The 16299-nt window shown below is 38.9% G+C and carries 18 protein-coding genes; 16 read left to right on the top strand and 2 right to left on the bottom strand.

From position 1 onward, the window contains the following. The first annotated feature begins 224 nt into the window (after window positions 1-224). Window positions 225-605 carry a hypothetical protein gene (locus tag H5115_RS11620; RefSeq protein ID WP_024595094.1) on the top strand — a complete coding sequence of 127 codons (381 nt, stop codon included), beginning with the start codon at window positions 225-227 and terminating at the stop codon, window positions 603-605. Here the strand turns inward: H5115_RS11620 and H5115_RS11615 are convergent, their stop codons facing one another. Continuing rightward, window positions 606-1046 (bottom strand): PaaI family thioesterase, encoded by a 441-nt coding sequence (locus H5115_RS11615; RefSeq protein WP_002959621.1) that lies wholly within the window; start codon window positions 1044-1046, stop codon window positions 606-608. Between the two features lie 167 nt (window positions 1047-1213). Here H5115_RS11615 and lexA point away from each other — a divergent pair, with 167 nt between their 5' ends. The 5 genes from lexA (at window position 1214) to H5115_RS11590 (ending at window position 6491) form a co-directional block, all read left to right on the top strand. After that, window positions 1214-1831, top strand: a complete 618-nt coding sequence (gene lexA / locus H5115_RS11610) for a transcriptional repressor LexA (protein WP_007584941.1) — start codon at window positions 1214-1216, stop codon at window positions 1829-1831. 484 nt (window positions 1832-2315) lie between these two features. Further along, the gene (gene coxB, locus H5115_RS11605) at window positions 2316-3458 is read left to right on the top strand and encodes a cytochrome c oxidase subunit II (protein ID WP_138489793.1); all 1143 of its coding nucleotides are present in this window, start codon (window positions 2316-2318) and stop codon (window positions 3456-3458) included. After that, a complete protein-coding gene (gene ctaD, locus H5115_RS11600; RefSeq protein WP_182755395.1) occupies window positions 3458-5050 on the top strand; it encodes a cytochrome c oxidase subunit I in 1593 nt (530 codons plus the stop codon). The genes coxB and ctaD overlap by 1 nt, the downstream gene beginning before the upstream one ends. Further along, window positions 5050-5580 carry a cytochrome c oxidase assembly protein gene (locus tag H5115_RS11595; protein ID WP_182755393.1) on the top strand — a complete coding sequence of 177 codons (531 nt, stop codon included), beginning with the start codon at window positions 5050-5052 and terminating at the stop codon, window positions 5578-5580. The genes ctaD and H5115_RS11595 overlap by 1 nt, the downstream gene beginning before the upstream one ends. 35 nt (window positions 5581-5615) lie before the next feature. Next, window positions 5616-6491 (top strand): cytochrome c oxidase subunit 3, encoded by an 876-nt coding sequence (locus H5115_RS11590; RefSeq protein ID WP_002959610.1) that lies wholly within the window; start codon window positions 5616-5618, stop codon window positions 6489-6491. Here the strand turns inward: H5115_RS11590 and H5115_RS11585 are convergent. After that, window positions 6394-6702, bottom strand: coding sequence for a DUF2909 family protein (locus H5115_RS11585; RefSeq protein ID WP_081824568.1), 309 nt, complete (start codon window positions 6700-6702; stop codon window positions 6394-6396). The genes H5115_RS11590 and H5115_RS11585 overlap by 98 nt on opposite strands. Window positions 6703-6716: 14 nt before the next feature. Here H5115_RS11585 and H5115_RS11580 point away from each other — a divergent pair, with 14 nt between their 5' ends. The 10 genes from H5115_RS11580 to H5115_RS11535 all read left to right on the top strand — a co-directional run bounded on the left by H5115_RS11580 (window position 6717) and on the right by H5115_RS11535 (window position 16245). Continuing rightward, window positions 6717-7457, top strand: coding sequence for an SURF1 family protein (locus H5115_RS11580; protein ID WP_182755391.1), 741 nt, complete (start codon window positions 6717-6719; stop codon window positions 7455-7457). Next, a complete protein-coding gene (locus H5115_RS11575) occupies window positions 7447-7941 on the top strand; it encodes a transmembrane cytochrome oxidase associated protein (RefSeq protein ID WP_182755389.1) in 495 nt (164 codons plus the stop codon). The genes H5115_RS11580 and H5115_RS11575 overlap by 11 nt, the downstream gene beginning before the upstream one ends. A 28-nt stretch (window positions 7942-7969) precedes the next feature. Further along, entirely contained in the window at window positions 7970-8959 is a 990-nt protein-coding gene (locus H5115_RS11570; protein ID WP_138489789.1) for a heme A synthase, read from the top strand. A 12-nt stretch (window positions 8960-8971) separates the two neighbouring features. Then, window positions 8972-9901, top strand: coding sequence for a heme o synthase (gene cyoE / locus H5115_RS11565; protein ID WP_182755388.1), 930 nt, complete (start codon window positions 8972-8974; stop codon window positions 9899-9901). After that, window positions 9898-10515, top strand: a complete 618-nt coding sequence (locus tag H5115_RS11560; RefSeq protein ID WP_182672562.1) for an SCO family protein — start codon at window positions 9898-9900, stop codon at window positions 10513-10515. The genes cyoE and H5115_RS11560 overlap by 4 nt, the downstream gene beginning before the upstream one ends. Window positions 10516-10666: 151 nt before the next feature. Further along, complete coding sequence (locus H5115_RS11555; protein WP_182755386.1) at window positions 10667-10939, top strand: STAS domain-containing protein; 273 nt, start codon at window positions 10667-10669, stop codon at window positions 10937-10939. A gap of 8 nt (window positions 10940-10947) precedes the next feature. Continuing rightward, window positions 10948-11310, top strand: a complete 363-nt coding sequence (locus tag H5115_RS11550) for a response regulator (protein WP_002959593.1) — start codon at window positions 10948-10950, stop codon at window positions 11308-11310. A gap of 10 nt (window positions 11311-11320) precedes the next feature. Then, entirely contained in the window at window positions 11321-13411 is a 2091-nt protein-coding gene (locus tag H5115_RS11545) for a chemotaxis protein CheA (protein WP_182755384.1), read from the top strand. Then, window positions 13408-13893, top strand: a complete 486-nt coding sequence (locus H5115_RS11540) for a chemotaxis protein CheW (protein ID WP_002959588.1) — start codon at window positions 13408-13410, stop codon at window positions 13891-13893. Before H5115_RS11545 ends, H5115_RS11540 begins: the two co-directional genes overlap by 4 nt. Before the next feature lie 45 nt (window positions 13894-13938). Continuing rightward, the gene (locus H5115_RS11535; RefSeq protein WP_182755382.1) at window positions 13939-16245 is read left to right on the top strand and encodes a methyl-accepting chemotaxis protein; all 2307 of its coding nucleotides are present in this window, start codon (window positions 13939-13941) and stop codon (window positions 16243-16245) included. Window positions 16246-16299: the final 54 nt, after the last annotated feature.

The raw sequence follows: 16299 nt of genomic DNA, 5'->3' as shown, positions 1-16299 counted from the left end.
CTGTAATCATTTAAAAATAAAAAAGATTACACTTAAATTCCTAACATGACTTATCTGTTTAATTGAGCTGAATATTTGATATCCAGCTAGCTTTAAATGCTAAAAAATACTTAAAAGCTGCGAAATATCCATATAAAGTGGTTAATAGAGCATAGTTGATTTGGTATAACGGTAAAACTGCGTTAAAGTTTGCAATGAAATTATTAGAGGATAAATACGAAACGATGTCGGAAATTCAATTTTTAAATGTAGATCTTGAGCTTGAATCAAAGCAAGATATTAGTTTGCTAGTGGCGGACTTGAAAAAAGTCGCGACGATTTTACATTATGACAAAGACGAATACCGTCAACTAGCGCGTATTGAAGCTACAGGTGAGGTGAGCACACCTGATAAAGCCATAAACCATATATGTGAGCTTATTGAATCGTGTTCGCGTAATGCGCTAAAGCAATGGTTAAGCTGTTCACGTAGAACGTTTGATATTGGTTTTGAATCAGGGACTTCTCCTAAGTGCTTTAATCAAGCCTTAGATGCAGATACATTATTGCGTATATCTGCGATTGGTGCGGGTATGGAAATTACCATTTACCCAATCGAAAAGTAACTATCTTCGCTCTACGACTGCTGCGGTCATTTTTGATACGCAGCACAGCTCATTGCGGCTATTTGTAATTTTTATTTCCCATACTGAACTACGTTTGCCAATATGAAACGCTCTAGCCGTTGCTGTTAAAGTGCCGTTGCGAGATGCTTTTAAATGACTTGCGCTAATTTCCTGCCCTACACAGTAAAATTTAGTAAAATCGACAACAAAGTTAGCGGCATAGCTGGCAACTGTTTCGGCAAGTACAACGTTAGCACCGCCGTGAACCATCCCCATTGGGTTATGATGCTCAGGAATTGCCGGCATTGTGGCAACCAAATAATCATCGCCAATTTCTGTGACTTCTATCCCCATAGTTTTCATTAATGTTCCTTGGCCATTAACGCCTTGCTCTAACTGCTTGCACAGCTCTAAGGTGATGGGCTGGTACCAAATACTCATAATGTCTCCTTTGCATTTTTAATCATTTATAAACTCAGCTTTAGTTATATCCCTAAAATGTACACAAGTGAAATTACTTTAGCTATTTTAAGGCTTAATTTAAATTTGCGATTTTTATTTAACTGTATATACTCACAGTTAAATGTACTGTATGGAAAACCAGTTGTATGCGACCATTAACGAACCGCCAAGCTCAAATACTCGAACTAATTAAAGTTTTTATTAAAGACACTGGTATGCCTCCTACACGTGCTGAAATAGCGCAAACATTAGGTTTTAAAAGTGCCAATGCTGCTGAAGAACATTTAAAAGCACTTGCTAAAAAAGGCGCAATTAAAATGAAACCAGGTGCAAGCCGTGGTATTCAATTAATTGAAGAAGAAGAGCCAGAACAATTAGGTTTACCGCTTATAGGGCGTGTTGCTGCTGGTTCACCTATTTTGGCGCAAGAGCACGTTGAAAGTCACTGCAAAATCGATCCATTAATGTTTAAACCGGCTGCAGATTTTTTACTACGCGTTAACGGTATGAGCATGAAAGATATTGGTATTATGGATGGTGATTTACTTGCTGTACATCGTACTCAAACCGCTGAAAACGGACAAGTTGTTGTTGCCCGCCTAGACGAAGACGTAACTGTAAAACGTCTTGAGAAAGCGGGTCGTAAAGTATTACTTCATGCTGAAAACGACGATTTTGAATCTATTGAAGTAGATCTTGAGAATGAGTCTTTTAATATTGAAGGCTTAGCCGTTGGCGTTATAAGAAACGCTGATTGGATGTGACTTTAAAAATAGCTTTTAAACAAGCAGCTTTATAAATGCGTACTAATTAGTACGCATTTTTGTTTTAAAATTTGTACTAAAAAATAGGGCGTAAACAGCCCACTGACTATTTAAGCTGTAAACTTTTTTGCACTTATATTTTCCCCCTCCGAATGCGTTAAACCCCTTTGTTTTGCTCATATTTTGAACTTCCTGTTGCCTAGTTGATTACCGATTTTTTATTAATTATTCAATATCACCTGATTGTTTTTTATACTAAAACTTGCTTGTTGTTCGTTTTTTAGCTAATTGTTAATGTGCTGAGCTAATAATAACTCACAGCTTTTTAGTTTTGAGAACACACAATATACACAAACCCGTTGTTGGCGCAGCAAAACCAATCAATATTAAATGAGATTGGCTAAAAAAATAAAAATAACGAATTGGCGTTTAAGCCGTATGCCTCTTCGCTTTGCATTCGCAATAGCATCAAAGGAGCCGTCACATGGGTAAACTGACCTCTACCTTGTGGCTTATATTATGTGTTTTTACGCACCCAGTTTTGGCTAATAGCCAATACAATATGCGCAAAGGCGTAACCGATATAAGCAATAATGTATATCAGCTGCACATGACCATATTTATAATATGTTGTGTGATTGGGGTGATAGTGTTCGCAATTATGTTTTGGGCACTTATTCATCACCGTAAATCTAAAGGGGCTGTACCTGCCCAATTTCACGAAAGCACTAAAGTAGAAATACTTTGGACTGCAATTCCGTTTGTTATTTTAATTGCTATGGCAGTACCAGCCACTAAAACCCTTATTGCAATGGAAGATGCCAGCAAAGCTGATCTCACTATTAAAATTACGGGTTCGCAATGGAAATGGCATTATGAATATATGGGCGAAGATGTAGAGTTCTACTCTATTTTATCTACCCCGCAAGATGAAATAGCGAATCTTGCAGATAAAAACCCTAACTACTTACTTGAGGTTGATAAGCCTCTTGTACTGCCAATAAATCAAAAAGTACGATTTTTAATGACTTCTGATGATGTTATTCACTCTTGGTGGGTACCTGATTTTGCAGTTAAAAAAGATGCGAACCCCGGCTTTATAAATGAAACATGGACGAACATAAACGAAGAAGGTACTTACCGAGGCCAATGTGCTGAGTTGTGTGGTAAAGACCATGGCTTTATGCCCGTTGTGGTGGTCGCTAAATCTGAAGCTGATTTTAAAACATGGCTTGCAGATGCAAAGCAGGCTAAACAAAAAGCAGCATTAGCAGATGCCGCATTACTTGATAAAACCCTCCCAAAAGAAGAGTTAATGACTTTAGGCGAACAAGTATATATGGCTAATTGTGCTGCATGTCATCAACCTACTGGCATGGGGTTACCGGGTGTCTTTCCTGCACTTAAAGGCAGCCCGATAGTGCTTGGCGATATAAAAGATCACATTGATGTAGTTATCCATGGACGACCCGGTACGGCAATGCAAGCATTTGCCAAACAGTTATCTATAAAGCAATTAGCTGCGGTTATTACTTATAAACGTAATGCGTGGGGTAATGATACGGGTGATGTTATTCAACCGAGTCAAATACAGGCAGCTCTTGATGCCAAAGTGGAGGCGAACTAATGAGTAGCATAGTAGAACAACCTAACGCCAATGAAGCTCATCATGCTCATCACCCAGCTAAAGGTTTTAAACGCTGGCTTTACACAACTAATCATAAAGATATAGGTAGTTTATATTTAATTTTTTCGCTGACCATGTTCTTAATTGGTGGTGGAATGGCCATGGTGATCAGGGCTGAATTATTTCAACCAGGTTTACAGTTGGTCGACCCTCACTTTTTTAATCAAATGACCACAGTGCATGGTTTAATTATGGTGTTTGGTGCGGTTATGCCCGCCTTTACAGGCCTTGCTAACTGGATGATACCACTCATGATTGGCGCGCCAGATATGGCATTGCCAAGAATGAATAACTGGAGCTTTTGGATTTTGCCGTTTGCGTTTTTAATCCTATTGGCATCGTTATTTATGCCTGGTGGGGGGCCTGCATTTGGTTGGACTTTTTATGCACCACTGTCCACAACATACAGTAATGATAATACTGCATTGTTTGTATTTGCCGTACATATTATGGGAATTAGCTCAATAATGGGCGCAATCAATGTGATTGTAACCATAGTGAACTTACGTGCCCCCGGCATGACATGGATGAAGTTGCCCTTATTTGTATGGACGTGGTTAATTACTGCCTTTTTATTAATAGCCGTAATGCCAGTGCTTGCAGGGGCTGTCACTATGGTACTTACCGATAAGTATTTTGCGACCAGCTTTTTTGATGCCGCAGGCGGTGGCGACCCGGTGATGTTCCAACACATTTTTTGGTTTTTTGGTCACCCTGAAGTATACATAATGATTCTTCCTGCCTTTGGCATTATATCGACCATAGTGCCTACCTTTTCTCGTAAAAAACTTTTTGGTTATGCATCAATGGTCTACGCCACATCCTCAATTGCGCTACTTAGCTTTATTGTTTGGGCGCATCATATGTTTACCACTGGGATGCCGGTGGCTGGCGAGTTGTTTTTTATGTACGCGACCATGCTTATATCGGTACCTACAGGAGTAAAAGTATTTAATTGGGTTGCCACAATGTGGAAAGGCTCAATAACTTTTGAGGTGCCAATGCTTTTTAGTATTGCGTTTATTGTGCTGTTTACCTTAGGTGGTTTTTCGGGATTGATGCTGGCAATTACACCTGCTGATTTTCAATATCACGATACTTATTTTGTAGTGGCGCACTTTCATTATGTATTAGTAACAGGGGCTGTATTTTCGATAATGGCAGGGGCTTATTACTGGCTGCCCAAGTGGACAGGCAACATGTTTAATATCACATTGGCTAAATGGCATTTTTGGCTATCGCTGGTGAGCGTGAACGTACTGTTTTTTCCTATGCATTTTGTAGGACTTGCCGGTATGCCGCGTCGAATTCCTGATTACGCTCTTCAATTTGCCGACTTTAACGCAATCATAAGTATTGGTGGGTTTGCCTTTGGTTTATCGCAATTGTTGTTTGTAGCTGTGGTAATTAAATGCGCGCGTTGCGGTGATAAAGTGCCTGCAAAAGTATGGGAAGGGGCAGAAGGCCTTGAGTGGGAAGTTGACTCTCCAGCGCCATATCATACTTTTTCTACGCCGCCGGTTATTAAGTAATGACACACGCACCGCTACTCAAACGTTTGGTACTTATTTGCATAGGCATGTTTGCCTTTGCCTTTGCTTTAGTACCTTTGTATGACGTGTTTTGTGATGTAACAGGGCTTAATGGAAAGCCTTCGCTTGAGCAAGCAGAGCAAAGTACAAAAATAGTACAAAACCGAGAAGTTGGCGTTAGCTTTACTACTCACGCACAAAGTGGTGCACCGTTTGAAGTTAAATCAAAAGAATACAGTGTAGTGGTAAAACCCGGTGCAATGCGTGAAGTAATGTTTAGTGCTAAAAATAACAGCAATCTAGATAAAGTAATGCAGGCTGTACCATCAGTCTCGCCAGGTAAAGCGGCAAAGTATTTACATAAAATAGCTTGTTTTTGCTTTGATCAGCAACCTCTAAAAGCAGGGGAAGAGCTTGAATTTAAATTACTTTTTTATGTTGATACCGCATTGCCAAGCGACATTGAAGAATTAACTTTATCTTATACCGTATTTGATATTAGTGAACAGCTGGTGGCAAGTAATAACTAGCTTTTTAAACTAGTGTGAAACTAGGAGTAAATAAAATGAATCAAGAATATGAGCATTATTACGTACCTGAGCAAAGCCCGTGGCCTATTGTAGGTGCTGTTGCATTGTTTTTTATTGCAGTAGGGGCAGGCTTGACTGTTATGAGTGTAGGTAAAGAAGGTGGTAGCGGGGTTTATCTGCTTTATGCCGGTATTGCTGTGCTTGTGTATATGTTGTTTAGCTGGTTTAAAAATGTAATTAGTGAATCGGACCAAGGTTTGTACTCAGCACAAATGGATCGCTCTTTTAGACAAGGTATGAGCTGGTTTATTTTTTCTGAAGTTATGTTTTTTATGGCCTTTTTTGGTGCGCTTTTTTATGCACGGGTATTGTCGGTACCTTGGCTTGGAGGTGCAGGCAATAATGCAATGACTAACGAGGTTTTATGGCCAACTTTTGAAGCTGTTTGGCCGCTAGTTTCAACACCTGCTGGCGAAACTACTCAGGCTATGGGCTGGCAAGGCTTACCACTTATAAATACCTTAATACTGCTTACTTCCTCAGTTACTTTACATTTTGCCCACGTAGCGATGGAAAACAATAAACGTACTCCACTTAAGGTTTTTTTAGGCGCTACTATTTTATTGGGTGTTTGCTTTTTAGGGCTGCAAGTTGAGGAGTACATGCATGCATATAATGACCTTAACCTAACGCTAGATGCGGGTATTTACGGTAATACGTTCTTTTTATTGACTGGTTTTCATGGCATGCATGTAACGCTAGGAACCGTACTTTTATTTGTAATATTTTTACGGATATTAAAAGGGCACTTTACTAAAGATAAGCACTTTGCTTTTCAAGCAGCTGCTTGGTATTGGCACTTTGTAGATGTGGTGTGGCTGTGTTTGTTTGTATTTGTATATGTGCTGTAGCGTTTATTGGCGAATTATTTGCTTTAATAAAACCAAGTTTAAGCGCTGCAATAACAACAACTAAAACAACGACCGAAAACAATACGCGACGACCTAAAAAGTGAGACATAGGTCGTCCCTCAGTTTTCCCTGACACCATAATAAACAATGCTCTAAATAAGTTAAAAAGTATAAATATTAACAACAGTACGATAATAATTTTAATAATCACTGAGTTGACCCTTTATGCAGTTAGTTTTATGGCACAAACAAAAGCTTAGCTCACTAATCACAATTTGTATGGTTGTGGTTGTTGTACTTGTGTGTGTGCGATTAGGGTTTTGGCAGTTGGAGCGAGGTGAGCAAAAGCAGCAACAACTAACCGCCATAGCTAAGCAACAGACTCGTGGTGTGATGAGCTGGTCTCAATTACTTAACTTGCCTGATAGCTGGAACAAAACTGGTGTATTGGTTGAGTTAAAAGGGCGGTTTGTACAAAACCAATATTGGCTTTTAGATAATCAAGTTTATAACGGACAAGTAGGGTACGACTTACTTGCTTTACTAAAGCCAGACACCGAAGAAAAAGTGATTTTAGTTAATTTAGGATGGGTAAAAGCGCCTATATCTAGAGATACACTGCCAAAGGTTACTCTGCCTACAGGTGGTTTTATTCTTAAAGCGCAAATAAAAGAAAATAACCTAAGTAGCTTTACGCTTGAAGATAAAACGACAAATAACGACTTACCTACAAGAATCCAATCTATCGACTTGAATATGCTGAGCACCCAAAGCCAGCAATCATTAATTAATTTTATGGCTTACAGACAAGGTACTGGTGATGAGATTGCAACACCTCATTATGAGGCCGTTGTTATGAGCCCTCAAAAGCATAATGCCTACGCCTTGCAATGGTTTTTAATTGCTATTGCATGTGCTGTTGTGGCTATTTTTGCGAGTAAAAAAAGGACACATAATGAAAAATAATCCCCTTTTGTTGTTTGTGGGTTGCTGCGCTATCCCATTAGTTTTGGCATATGGCGCATTAAAGTTTGATTGGTTGCCTATTGCAATTACTAATAATGGCGAGTTTTTAAGCCAAGAAATAAAACTTAAAAATTGGCCGCAAAATAATCCCAAACAATGGACTATCGCACTTAATTATTCAAACGAATGTAACACCCCATGCAGCGAACAACTCAATGCACTTAATAACTTATATGTGGCACTTGGTAAAAACCAAGGCAAGGTTGATATGGCTGTAATGGGAAGTCCCGACAATAAAAATCTACCATGGAAAATTATTACCGAGCAACAGAGTTTAAATCCTGCAAGTTTATATTTAATTGATCATATGGGGTTAGTGGTACTTGAATATCCCTTTAAGGTCGAGCCACAAGAAAACCGTTTAGTACAAAAAGGGTTATTAAAAGATCTAAAAAAATTACTTAACTATTCTCGTTCTAGCTAATTAAGTTGAGCTTAAGTTGGAGTATCTGATGTATAAAAATTATAAAAAATTAGTATTAATAACAGGATTACTCGCTTTGATTGTAGTTGCTTTAGGTGCGTACACCCGCTTAAGTGATGCAGGTTTAGGGTGCCCCGATTGGCCTGGTTGCTATGGCTTTTTAACGGTACCTAAGCATGAGGCTGACATAGCCTTAGCAACTCAAAGCTACCCCGATATGATGTTCGAAACCGCAAAAGCGTGGAAAGAAATGATTCATCGCTACTTTGCAGGTGCTTTAGGCTTACTTATTTTAGGTTTATTTGTGTTGGCTTTTTTAAAACGCCAATATCCAACTACGCCAGTTAAATTGCCTTTGGCTTTACTTCTACTAGTGGTGTTTCAGGCTGCTCTTGGTATGTGGACAGTAACCATGAACCTTCAGCCGCTTATTGTAATGGGCCACTTATTAGGTGGCTTTAGTATTTTGTCACTTATAACGCTTTTATATTTACGGCTAACCGCAAAACCTATTATGGGTGGCGATAGCGGCGCAAAACGCTATTTCGGTTTAAGTTTAGTAGCGCTCAGTGTATTAATTATCCAAATTGCACTTGGTGGTTGGCTGGCTGCAAATTACGCCGCTCCTCATTGTAGTGGTTTGCCATTGTGTAATTACGCACAACCGTTTTCATTGAGTAGCGTATTTCAATTACCACTTGAGCACAGTAATTATGAATTTGGTGTGTTATCGCAGCAAGCGCGTATGTCTATTCATTTATTACACCGCATTTGGGCACTGGTTACTTGCATCGTTCTGGCGCTAATTATGTGGAAAATATACAGCCAAGCGTACTCTAAAAAAATTAAAAATTGCGTGGTGAGCGTATTGCTTACCCTGCTTTGCCAAATTAGCTTAGGGCTTATTTTAGTACATTGGCATATTCCGTTGGGAGTTGCACTGGCGCATAACTTGATGGCTGCCATACTATTATTAAGCATGGTTAGGTTGTGTTATTACCTAAAATCACGCACATAAAGGGGAAATATAATGGCACTTATAATTGATAAAAAAATACTGCTACCCGTTAATGCTCAATCGCTAATTTCGCGTACTCATAATTTGCTACAAGACTACTTAGCAATTAGTAAATTTAAAGTGGTAGCTATGCTGGTACTAACAGCTTGGGTTGGTTTAGCGCTGGCTCCTGATGTAGGGCGAGGCATGGCTGTACAGTTTATTAGCTTGTTAGGTATAGGGCTACTTTCTGCTGCTGCAGCGGTTATTAATCATGTGGTTGATAGTGAGATAGACTCAAAAATGGCAAGGACTCGTCATCGTCCTGTGGCTAAAGGGCGTTTAAGTAAAACACATGCGCTTAGTTTTGCAGCTGTTATTGGGGTTGCTGGTTTTATTATGCTAATGGTGTGGGCTAATACCTTAGCCGCTATATTAACGTTATTTGCATTGGTAGGTTATGCATTTGTTTATACATCATTTTTAAAGCGTGCTACACCGCAAAATATTGTTATAGGTGGGTTGGCTGGCGCAATGCCTCCATTATTAGGTTGGGTGTCAGAAACAAACCAAATGGCAGCAGCCCCTTGGTTACTTGTAATGATAATATTTACCTGGACTCCGCCACACTTTTGGGCGCTGGCTATAGCACGAAAAAGTGATTATGAACGCGCTAAAATTCCTATGTTACCAGTAACCCATGGAATCGACTTTTGTAAAACGTGCGTCGTTGCCTACTCCGTTTTACTCGCTGTTGTTTGCGTATTGCCTTATTTAATTGGTATGTCTGGATTAATATATTTAATAGGTGCGTGTGTATTAAATGCAGTGTTTATATATAAAGCCGTCAAATTAAAAATTGCTGGAAATGATGAGACTGCAATGGACTTATTTCGTTTTTCGATTATTCATTTAATGGTACTCTTTGTAATCTTATTTATAGATAAATGGCTCCCTTTATGAAGCAGTTATGGCTTGGATTAATTGTTGTTTTAGTTTTGTTTTTATCAGCATGCTCAAATGAAAATAGTCCGCCAGATGTAGATGCATTAGTTTACGAAAATGCAAAGCCACTGTCTGATTTTACGTTAAATGATCAGCGTGGTGAATTAGTGACTAAGCAACAATTTGTAGGACAGTGGAATTTAGTATTTTTAGGCTACACAAGCTGTCCAGATATTTGTCCATTAACACTTGCTAAGTTAAATGCTGTTTATAAAAACTTACAAGCAGATTATCCGCTACAAATTTGGTTTTTATCGGTTGATCCAAAACGCGATACACCAGCTAAACGAAAGCAATATATAGATTACTTTAATCCTGACTTTTTAGCTGTATCAGGGGAACATAAACACCTTTTTCCTGTTGTTAGAGAGCTTGGTTTAATTTACGCGATTAGCGATAGTAGTGAATCAGAATATGCAGTTGATCATAGTGCTTCGGTCGCTATGGTTGATCAAAATGGAGCCGTTAGAGCTATTTTTAAACCAGAATTTAAACAAGGTAGTGTGCCATTAATTAACGCGACGATTTTAACGCAAGAGTTTAAAAAAATAGCCGATTACTACAAAAACTAGTTTTTACTTTTTACCAATTTGAAAGGAGCTTTAGGCTCCTTTTTTTGTTTTTTAACGATGATTTAAATTTAATTAAGCATTTTATGGCAATTTTAATAACTAGGGCTAAGCTTTTGTTATGAATTGAATTGACAGGGAATGCACCTACTAAATGCTAAAACTTCCAAGCGAACTTGCTATTACGCAAGTTGAAACACTACATCAAGATTTACTGCACGAAATCAATAGCAACGATGATATCTGTCTTGATATTAACGATGTAATTTCTGCTGATACTGCCTCAATTCAACTTTTATGCGCCTTACAAAAACACCTACTTACCATACAGCACAAAATCATTTGGGTAGGCAGTAGCGAGGCCTTAACACATACAATTAATAAACTTGGCTTAAGCCAATACTTAACAACCGAAAGTAAAAGTTAGGGGTATATATGAAAAGAATTTTAGCGGTTGATGACTCAGCATCGATGCGTCAAATGGTGAGCTTTACATTAAAAACCGCAGGGTTTGATGTAACCGAAGCTAAAGATGGCAGTGAAGCTCTCGCTATTGCCAAGCAGCAAGACTTTGATGCCGTGATCTCAGATGTAAACATGCCAATAATGGATGGAATTACATTAATACGAGAGCTGCGTACTTTGCCTAGTTATAAATTTACACCATTACTGATGCTTACAACTGAGTCGGGTTTAGAAAAAAAAGTAGAAGGTAAAGCTGCTGGGGCAACAGGCTGGATTGTTAAACCATTTAATCCCGATCAGCTACTAGCGGTAATTAAAAAAGTTATTCGCTAAGGAGCGCAGTGTGAGTATAGATTTAAGTCAATTTTTTGAAGTTTTCTTTGAAGAGAGTTTTGAAGGCCTAGATACCATGGAGGCTGAGCTATTAAACTTAGTGCCAGGTGAGGAAGATTTAGAAACTATCAACACTATTTTTAGAGCTGCTCACTCAATAAAAGGAGGCAGTGGGACATTTGGTTTTAGCTCCGTTGCTGACTTTACTCATGTACTTGAAACATTACTAGATCAAATTCGCCAAGGTGAACGAGAGCTTAGTACCGAGCATGTTAATTTATTACTCAAAGCTGTGGATTGCTTACGCGCTTTACTTGCTGCACTTCAAGGTGAACAAGAGCCAGATTTAACCGAAGCAGATTTGTTAAAAGTACAATTTGAACATGTACTTGGAATGAAAAACGAAACACAAGAGAATAAAACTCAAAGCTGTGAAGAGCAAACAAGTAGTAATACCTATCAAATAGACTTTAAACCTCACCATCATTTATTTAAAACAGGAAACGAGCCACTGTATATGATCAGTGAGCTTGAAGAGCTAGGTGAGTTAGAAACCACAGTATTTTACGATGAAGTTCCAGAAATCACCGATTTAAGTAGTGATGAATGTTTTTTACATTGGCGCTTTTTTTTAAGCACTAGCCATGATGAAAAAGCCATAAAAGAAGTGTTTGAATGGGTTGAAGACGATGCCGATATAAAAGTTGAATTATGTGGCGGCTTATTTGGCAATGATGAGCCAATACAACCTAATCAAGATGAGATACCTAAAGCTGTTGAGCTTGAAGAACCCGATTCAATAAAAGTAGCTGAGTTACCAAGTAAGCCACAGCAACCCGTTGCTAATAAAGATAAAAAACCTGCAAGTGCACCAGAATCTACCTCTATACGTGTCGGCATTGATAAAGTTGATTCGTTAATAAATATGGTAGGTGAACTTGTTATTACACAAGCCATGCTAAATCAACTCAGCGAACAAGAAATCACACCAGCCACAATCACTTTACTACAAGAAGGCTTAGCACAACTTGCACATAATACGCGTGATTTACAAGAAAATGTGATGCGTATTCGTATGCTCCCAATTAATTTTGTATTTAGTCGTTTTCCTCGATTAGTGCGAGATATAGCGCAAAAGCTAAATAAGCAGGTTGAGCTAAAGCTGATTGGAGAGCAAACCGAGCTTGATAAAACAGTAATGGAAAAAATATCTGACCCTATGGTGCATTTAGTAAGGAACTCACTTGATCATGGGTTAGAGACTGTTGAGCAAAGACTGGCGGCAGGTAAAGATCCCGTTGGCACAGTAACCTTAAATGCATTTCATCAGGGTGGAAACATCGTTATTGAAATAATGGATGATGGGCAAGGATTAAATACAAAAAAAATAAAAGAAAAAGCCATCGCTAACGAATTAATCTCAGCTGATAACCATCTCAGTGACGATGAAATAAATGAGCTTATTTTTATGCCCGGCTTTTCGACAATGGATGAGGTAAGTGACTTATCTGGACGTGGAGTTGGGATGGATGTTGTTAAGCGAAATATCCAATCATTAAATGGCTCAGTGGAAGTAACCTCAGCGCCCGGTGTTGGTTCTACATTTACTATTAGATTACCCCTTACTCTCGCTATTTTAGATGGGCAATTAGTTAAGGTGGCTCAGCATACTTATATTATTCCGCTCATTTCTATTGTGGAGTCACTGCAAATTGATATTGCAAAAGTGAGTCGAGTGGGTAAAAGCCTTGATGTATTGAGGCTTCGAGACGAATACATTCCTATATTAAGACTCTACGATATTTTTAATCATAAAAATGCTATTGAATCACTCGATAAAACGCTGCTTGTTGTTGTAGAAACAGATAACCAAAAGGTGGGTTTATTAGTTGATGATTTGCTGTCTCAACAGCAGGTTGTTATTAAAAGTTTAGAGGCAAACTACCATAAAGTGGATGGCGTATCGGGAGCCACTATTTTAGGAGATGGGCGTGTATCGCTGATTGTGGACATTAGCGGCTTGATAAAGCTCTCAGGCTTAAAAAAGCCAGGTAGCCAAGAACTAACTATTGAAACGCAAGCCACTTTGGAGGCGTTATGAGCTCAGATCAAAGCCAGTTAAGTAACCAATTAAATCTTCAGCAACAGCAAGGTGTAAAACAGTTTTTAACTTTTATTATGGCTGATGAAGAATACGGCGTTGATATTTTAACAGTACAAGAAATTCGCAGTTGGGAAGAAATTACAGTACTGCCCAATGCACCTGAATTTGTAAAAGGCGTTATTAATTTACGCGGAACAATAGTGCCAATTATTGATTTACGGTTGCGCTTTGGATTACCAAGTGTCGACTATGGACCATTAACGGTGGTTATCGTTGTCAAAATAGAATTTGAACTAGGTAGTAAAATTATAGGTGTTGCTGTTGATGCCGTTTCTGATGTTTACAGTATTGCGGAGCAAGATGCGAAAGCGGTTCCTAGTTTGTCTGAATCGAGTAATTGTGAATATGTAGCTGGGTTGGTGAATGTTGGTGAAAAAATGGTAGCGCTAATTGACCTGCAAAAAACAATGAATATTTAGCAAATAGAAACTAAATGAATAATAAACTTAAAGGTGGTGATGGGCATGGGATGGTTTAGTAATCCAAAGCAGTCAAAATCAAGTAATGATTTAATTGTAGACGCATTGAATAAATCATTAGCGGTGATTGAATTTGAACCTAACGGAAAAATAATTACTGCAAATATGAATTTTCTAAACGCGATGGGCTATCGTCTTGAGGAGGTTCAAGGCCAGCATCACTCGATGTTTGTTGACCCAGATGAAGCTCAGGGCAACGATTATAAGAACTTTTGGCAACGCCTGCGTAATGGCGAGTTTATCTCAGATGAGTTTAAGCGTAATGCAAAAGGTGGAGCTGAGGTATGGATCCAAGCAACTTATAACCCAATTGTTGATGAGCAAGGGCAAGTATTAAAAGTAGTTAAGTTTGCCACCGACGTGACCGAGCAAAAGTTAATAACAGCAGAAGCTTCAGGGCAAATTAGTGCTATAAGTAAATCTCAAGCGGTTATCGAATTTAATTTAGATGGCACTATTATTGATGCCAATGATAACTTTTTAAATGCGCTTGGCTATCAACTTAGCGAGATTAAAGGCCAGCATCATAGGCTTTTTATTGATCCCGAACATGCAAATAGTATCGAATATAAAGAATTTTGGGCCAAACTAGGTCGCGGTGAATTTGATTCAGGGGAATATTTAAGAATAGGAAAGCAGGGTCAGGAGGTTTGGATTCAAGCATCTTATAATCCAATTTATGATATGAACGGCAAGCCGTTTAAAGTGATTAAATATGCATCTGATATTACTGAACAAAAAGAGCTTGAAAAAGCATCTCGCAAAGCAGCCGATTTAGCAAATGCGCTTAAAGTTTGCCAAGCAAACGTAATGATTGCTGATGAAAACCTTAATATAGTATTTGTGAACGACCGTGTTCAGCAAATGCTAAAAGTCCGCGAAAAAGAATTACAAACCGTATTGCCAAGCTTTTCTGTTGATAATTTAATTGGCACCTGTGTTGATGATTTTCATAAGCACCCTAGTCATCAACGTGATTTATTAAAAAACCTAGATAAGCCCTATAAAGCCGAGCTACTGTTAGCAGGTGTCACTTTTACCTTGATTGCTTCACCTTGGATCAGTCAAGACGGAAAGCATTTAGGCACCATTGTTGAGTGGGAAGATAGAACCAATGAAGTTGCGCTTGAAAAAGAAATCGCTGAGCTTATTGGCGCTGCAGGTAATGGGGAATTAGATACAAGAGTTGCGGAAGATGGGAAGGAAGGGTTCTTTTTACGTTTGGCTCAAGGGTTAAATAGCTTAGTTAAAATAGTTGATGATGCCGTTGCCGACACGGGCAATATGCTCGATGCGATGGCAAGTGGTGATTTATCAAAACGTATTGAACAAGAATACAAAGGTTCATTTGATAAACTTAAACGCGACGCAAATGCAACGGCAGATAAATTAACAGAAGTGATTAATCGCATAAATTCATCGGCAACGTTAGTAGCCAGTGGTGCAGAAGAAATTTCTCAAGGTAATGCTGATTTAAGCCAACGTACAGAAGAGCAAGCCTCGTCACTTGAAGAAACAGCGTCAAGTATGGAAGAGATGACCAGTACCGTTCGCCAAAATGCTGATAACGCAAAAGTAGCGAACGATCTAGCAGAAGAAACATGCGAAAAAGCGATTCAAGGTGGTGAAGTTGTTAATAGAGCAGTTACGAGCATGTCGGCAATTAATGAGTCGAGCAAAAAAATTGCAGATATTATCGGTGTCATCGATGAAATAGCATTTCAAACTAATTTATTAGCGCTTAATGCTGCAGTAGAAGCTGCAAGAGCGGGTGAGCAAGGTCGAGGCTTTGCAGTTGTTGCAGGTGAGGTTCGTAACTTAGCGCAGCGCTCTGCGGGCGCAGCGAAAGAAATTAAAGAGTTAATACGAGATAGTGTAGGCAAAGTAGCTGATGGCTCTCAATTAGTTAATGAGTCGGGCGCTACACTTAAAGAGATTGTTGTGTCAGTGCAAAGAGTGACGCAAATGATTTCTGATATTACAGAGGCATCTGAAGAGCAAAGTGCAGGTATTGAACAAGTTAATAAAGCTATTTCTCAAATGGACGAAATGACGCAACAAAATGCCGCTCTAGTAGAGCAAGCCTCTGCTGCTGGTGAGTCTATGGCTGAGCAAGCTAATGAGATGCGCCGATTACTTAACTTTTTCTCAGTAGATCAGCAAGAGATGACAATGATGTCATCAACTATGCGAACCCCTGAACTATCTCATAAGCCGCAAAGTCGTTTTGTGAGTAATAAGCCCAGGGGCGATAACTTTGTAGACTCAGCTGATGAGTGGGAAGAGTTTTAATATTTAGCCTTGTTATGCCTCGTCTAATAAATAGTTACAGCGAGGCACTACTTG

It is taken from the genome of Pseudoalteromonas sp. SR44-2 (assembly GCF_014163745.1).
Classification (GTDB): Bacteria; Pseudomonadota; Gammaproteobacteria; order Enterobacterales; family Alteromonadaceae; genus Pseudoalteromonas; species Pseudoalteromonas distincta.
Note: the sequence above shows the minus strand (reverse complement) of the source record. Positions and strands in the feature narration are given on the sequence as shown.

Bases quoted from the DNA above. Each gene is read 5' to 3' on its own strand.
- H5115_RS11620 (WP_024595094.1), top strand. From the start codon at position 225: ATGTCGGAAATTCAATTTTTAAATGTAGATCTTGAGCTTGAATCAAAG.
- H5115_RS11560 (WP_182672562.1), top strand. From the start codon at position 9,898: ATGAAGCAGTTATGGCTTGGATTAATTGTTGTTTTAGTTTTGTTTTTA.
- cyoE (WP_182755388.1), top strand. From the start codon at position 8,972: ATGGCACTTATAATTGATAAAAAAATACTGCTACCCGTTAATGCTCAA.
- H5115_RS11570 (WP_138489789.1), top strand. From the start codon at position 7,970: ATGTATAAAAATTATAAAAAATTAGTATTAATAACAGGATTACTCGCT.
- coxB (WP_138489793.1), top strand. From the start codon at position 2,316: ATGGGTAAACTGACCTCTACCTTGTGGCTTATATTATGTGTTTTTACG.
- H5115_RS11540 (WP_002959588.1), top strand. From the start codon at position 13,408: ATGAGCTCAGATCAAAGCCAGTTAAGTAACCAATTAAATCTTCAGCAA.
- H5115_RS11595 (WP_182755393.1), top strand. From the start codon at position 5,050: ATGACACACGCACCGCTACTCAAACGTTTGGTACTTATTTGCATAGGC.
- H5115_RS11535 (WP_182755382.1), top strand. From the start codon at position 13,939: ATGGGATGGTTTAGTAATCCAAAGCAGTCAAAATCAAGTAATGATTTA.
- H5115_RS11555 (WP_182755386.1), top strand. From the start codon at position 10,667: ATGCTAAAACTTCCAAGCGAACTTGCTATTACGCAAGTTGAAACACTA.
- lexA (WP_007584941.1), top strand. From the start codon at position 1,214: ATGCGACCATTAACGAACCGCCAAGCTCAAATACTCGAACTAATTAAA.
- H5115_RS11550 (WP_002959593.1), top strand. From the start codon at position 10,948: ATGAAAAGAATTTTAGCGGTTGATGACTCAGCATCGATGCGTCAAATG.
- H5115_RS11590 (WP_002959610.1), top strand. From the start codon at position 5,616: ATGAATCAAGAATATGAGCATTATTACGTACCTGAGCAAAGCCCGTGG.
- H5115_RS11575 (WP_182755389.1), top strand. From the start codon at position 7,447: ATGAAAAATAATCCCCTTTTGTTGTTTGTGGGTTGCTGCGCTATCCCA.
- H5115_RS11580 (WP_182755391.1), top strand. From the start codon at position 6,717: ATGCAGTTAGTTTTATGGCACAAACAAAAGCTTAGCTCACTAATCACA.
- H5115_RS11615 (WP_002959621.1), bottom strand. From the start codon at position 1,046: ATGAGTATTTGGTACCAGCCCATCACCTTAGAGCTGTGCAAGCAGTTA.
- ctaD (WP_182755395.1), top strand. From the start codon at position 3,458: ATGAGTAGCATAGTAGAACAACCTAACGCCAATGAAGCTCATCATGCT.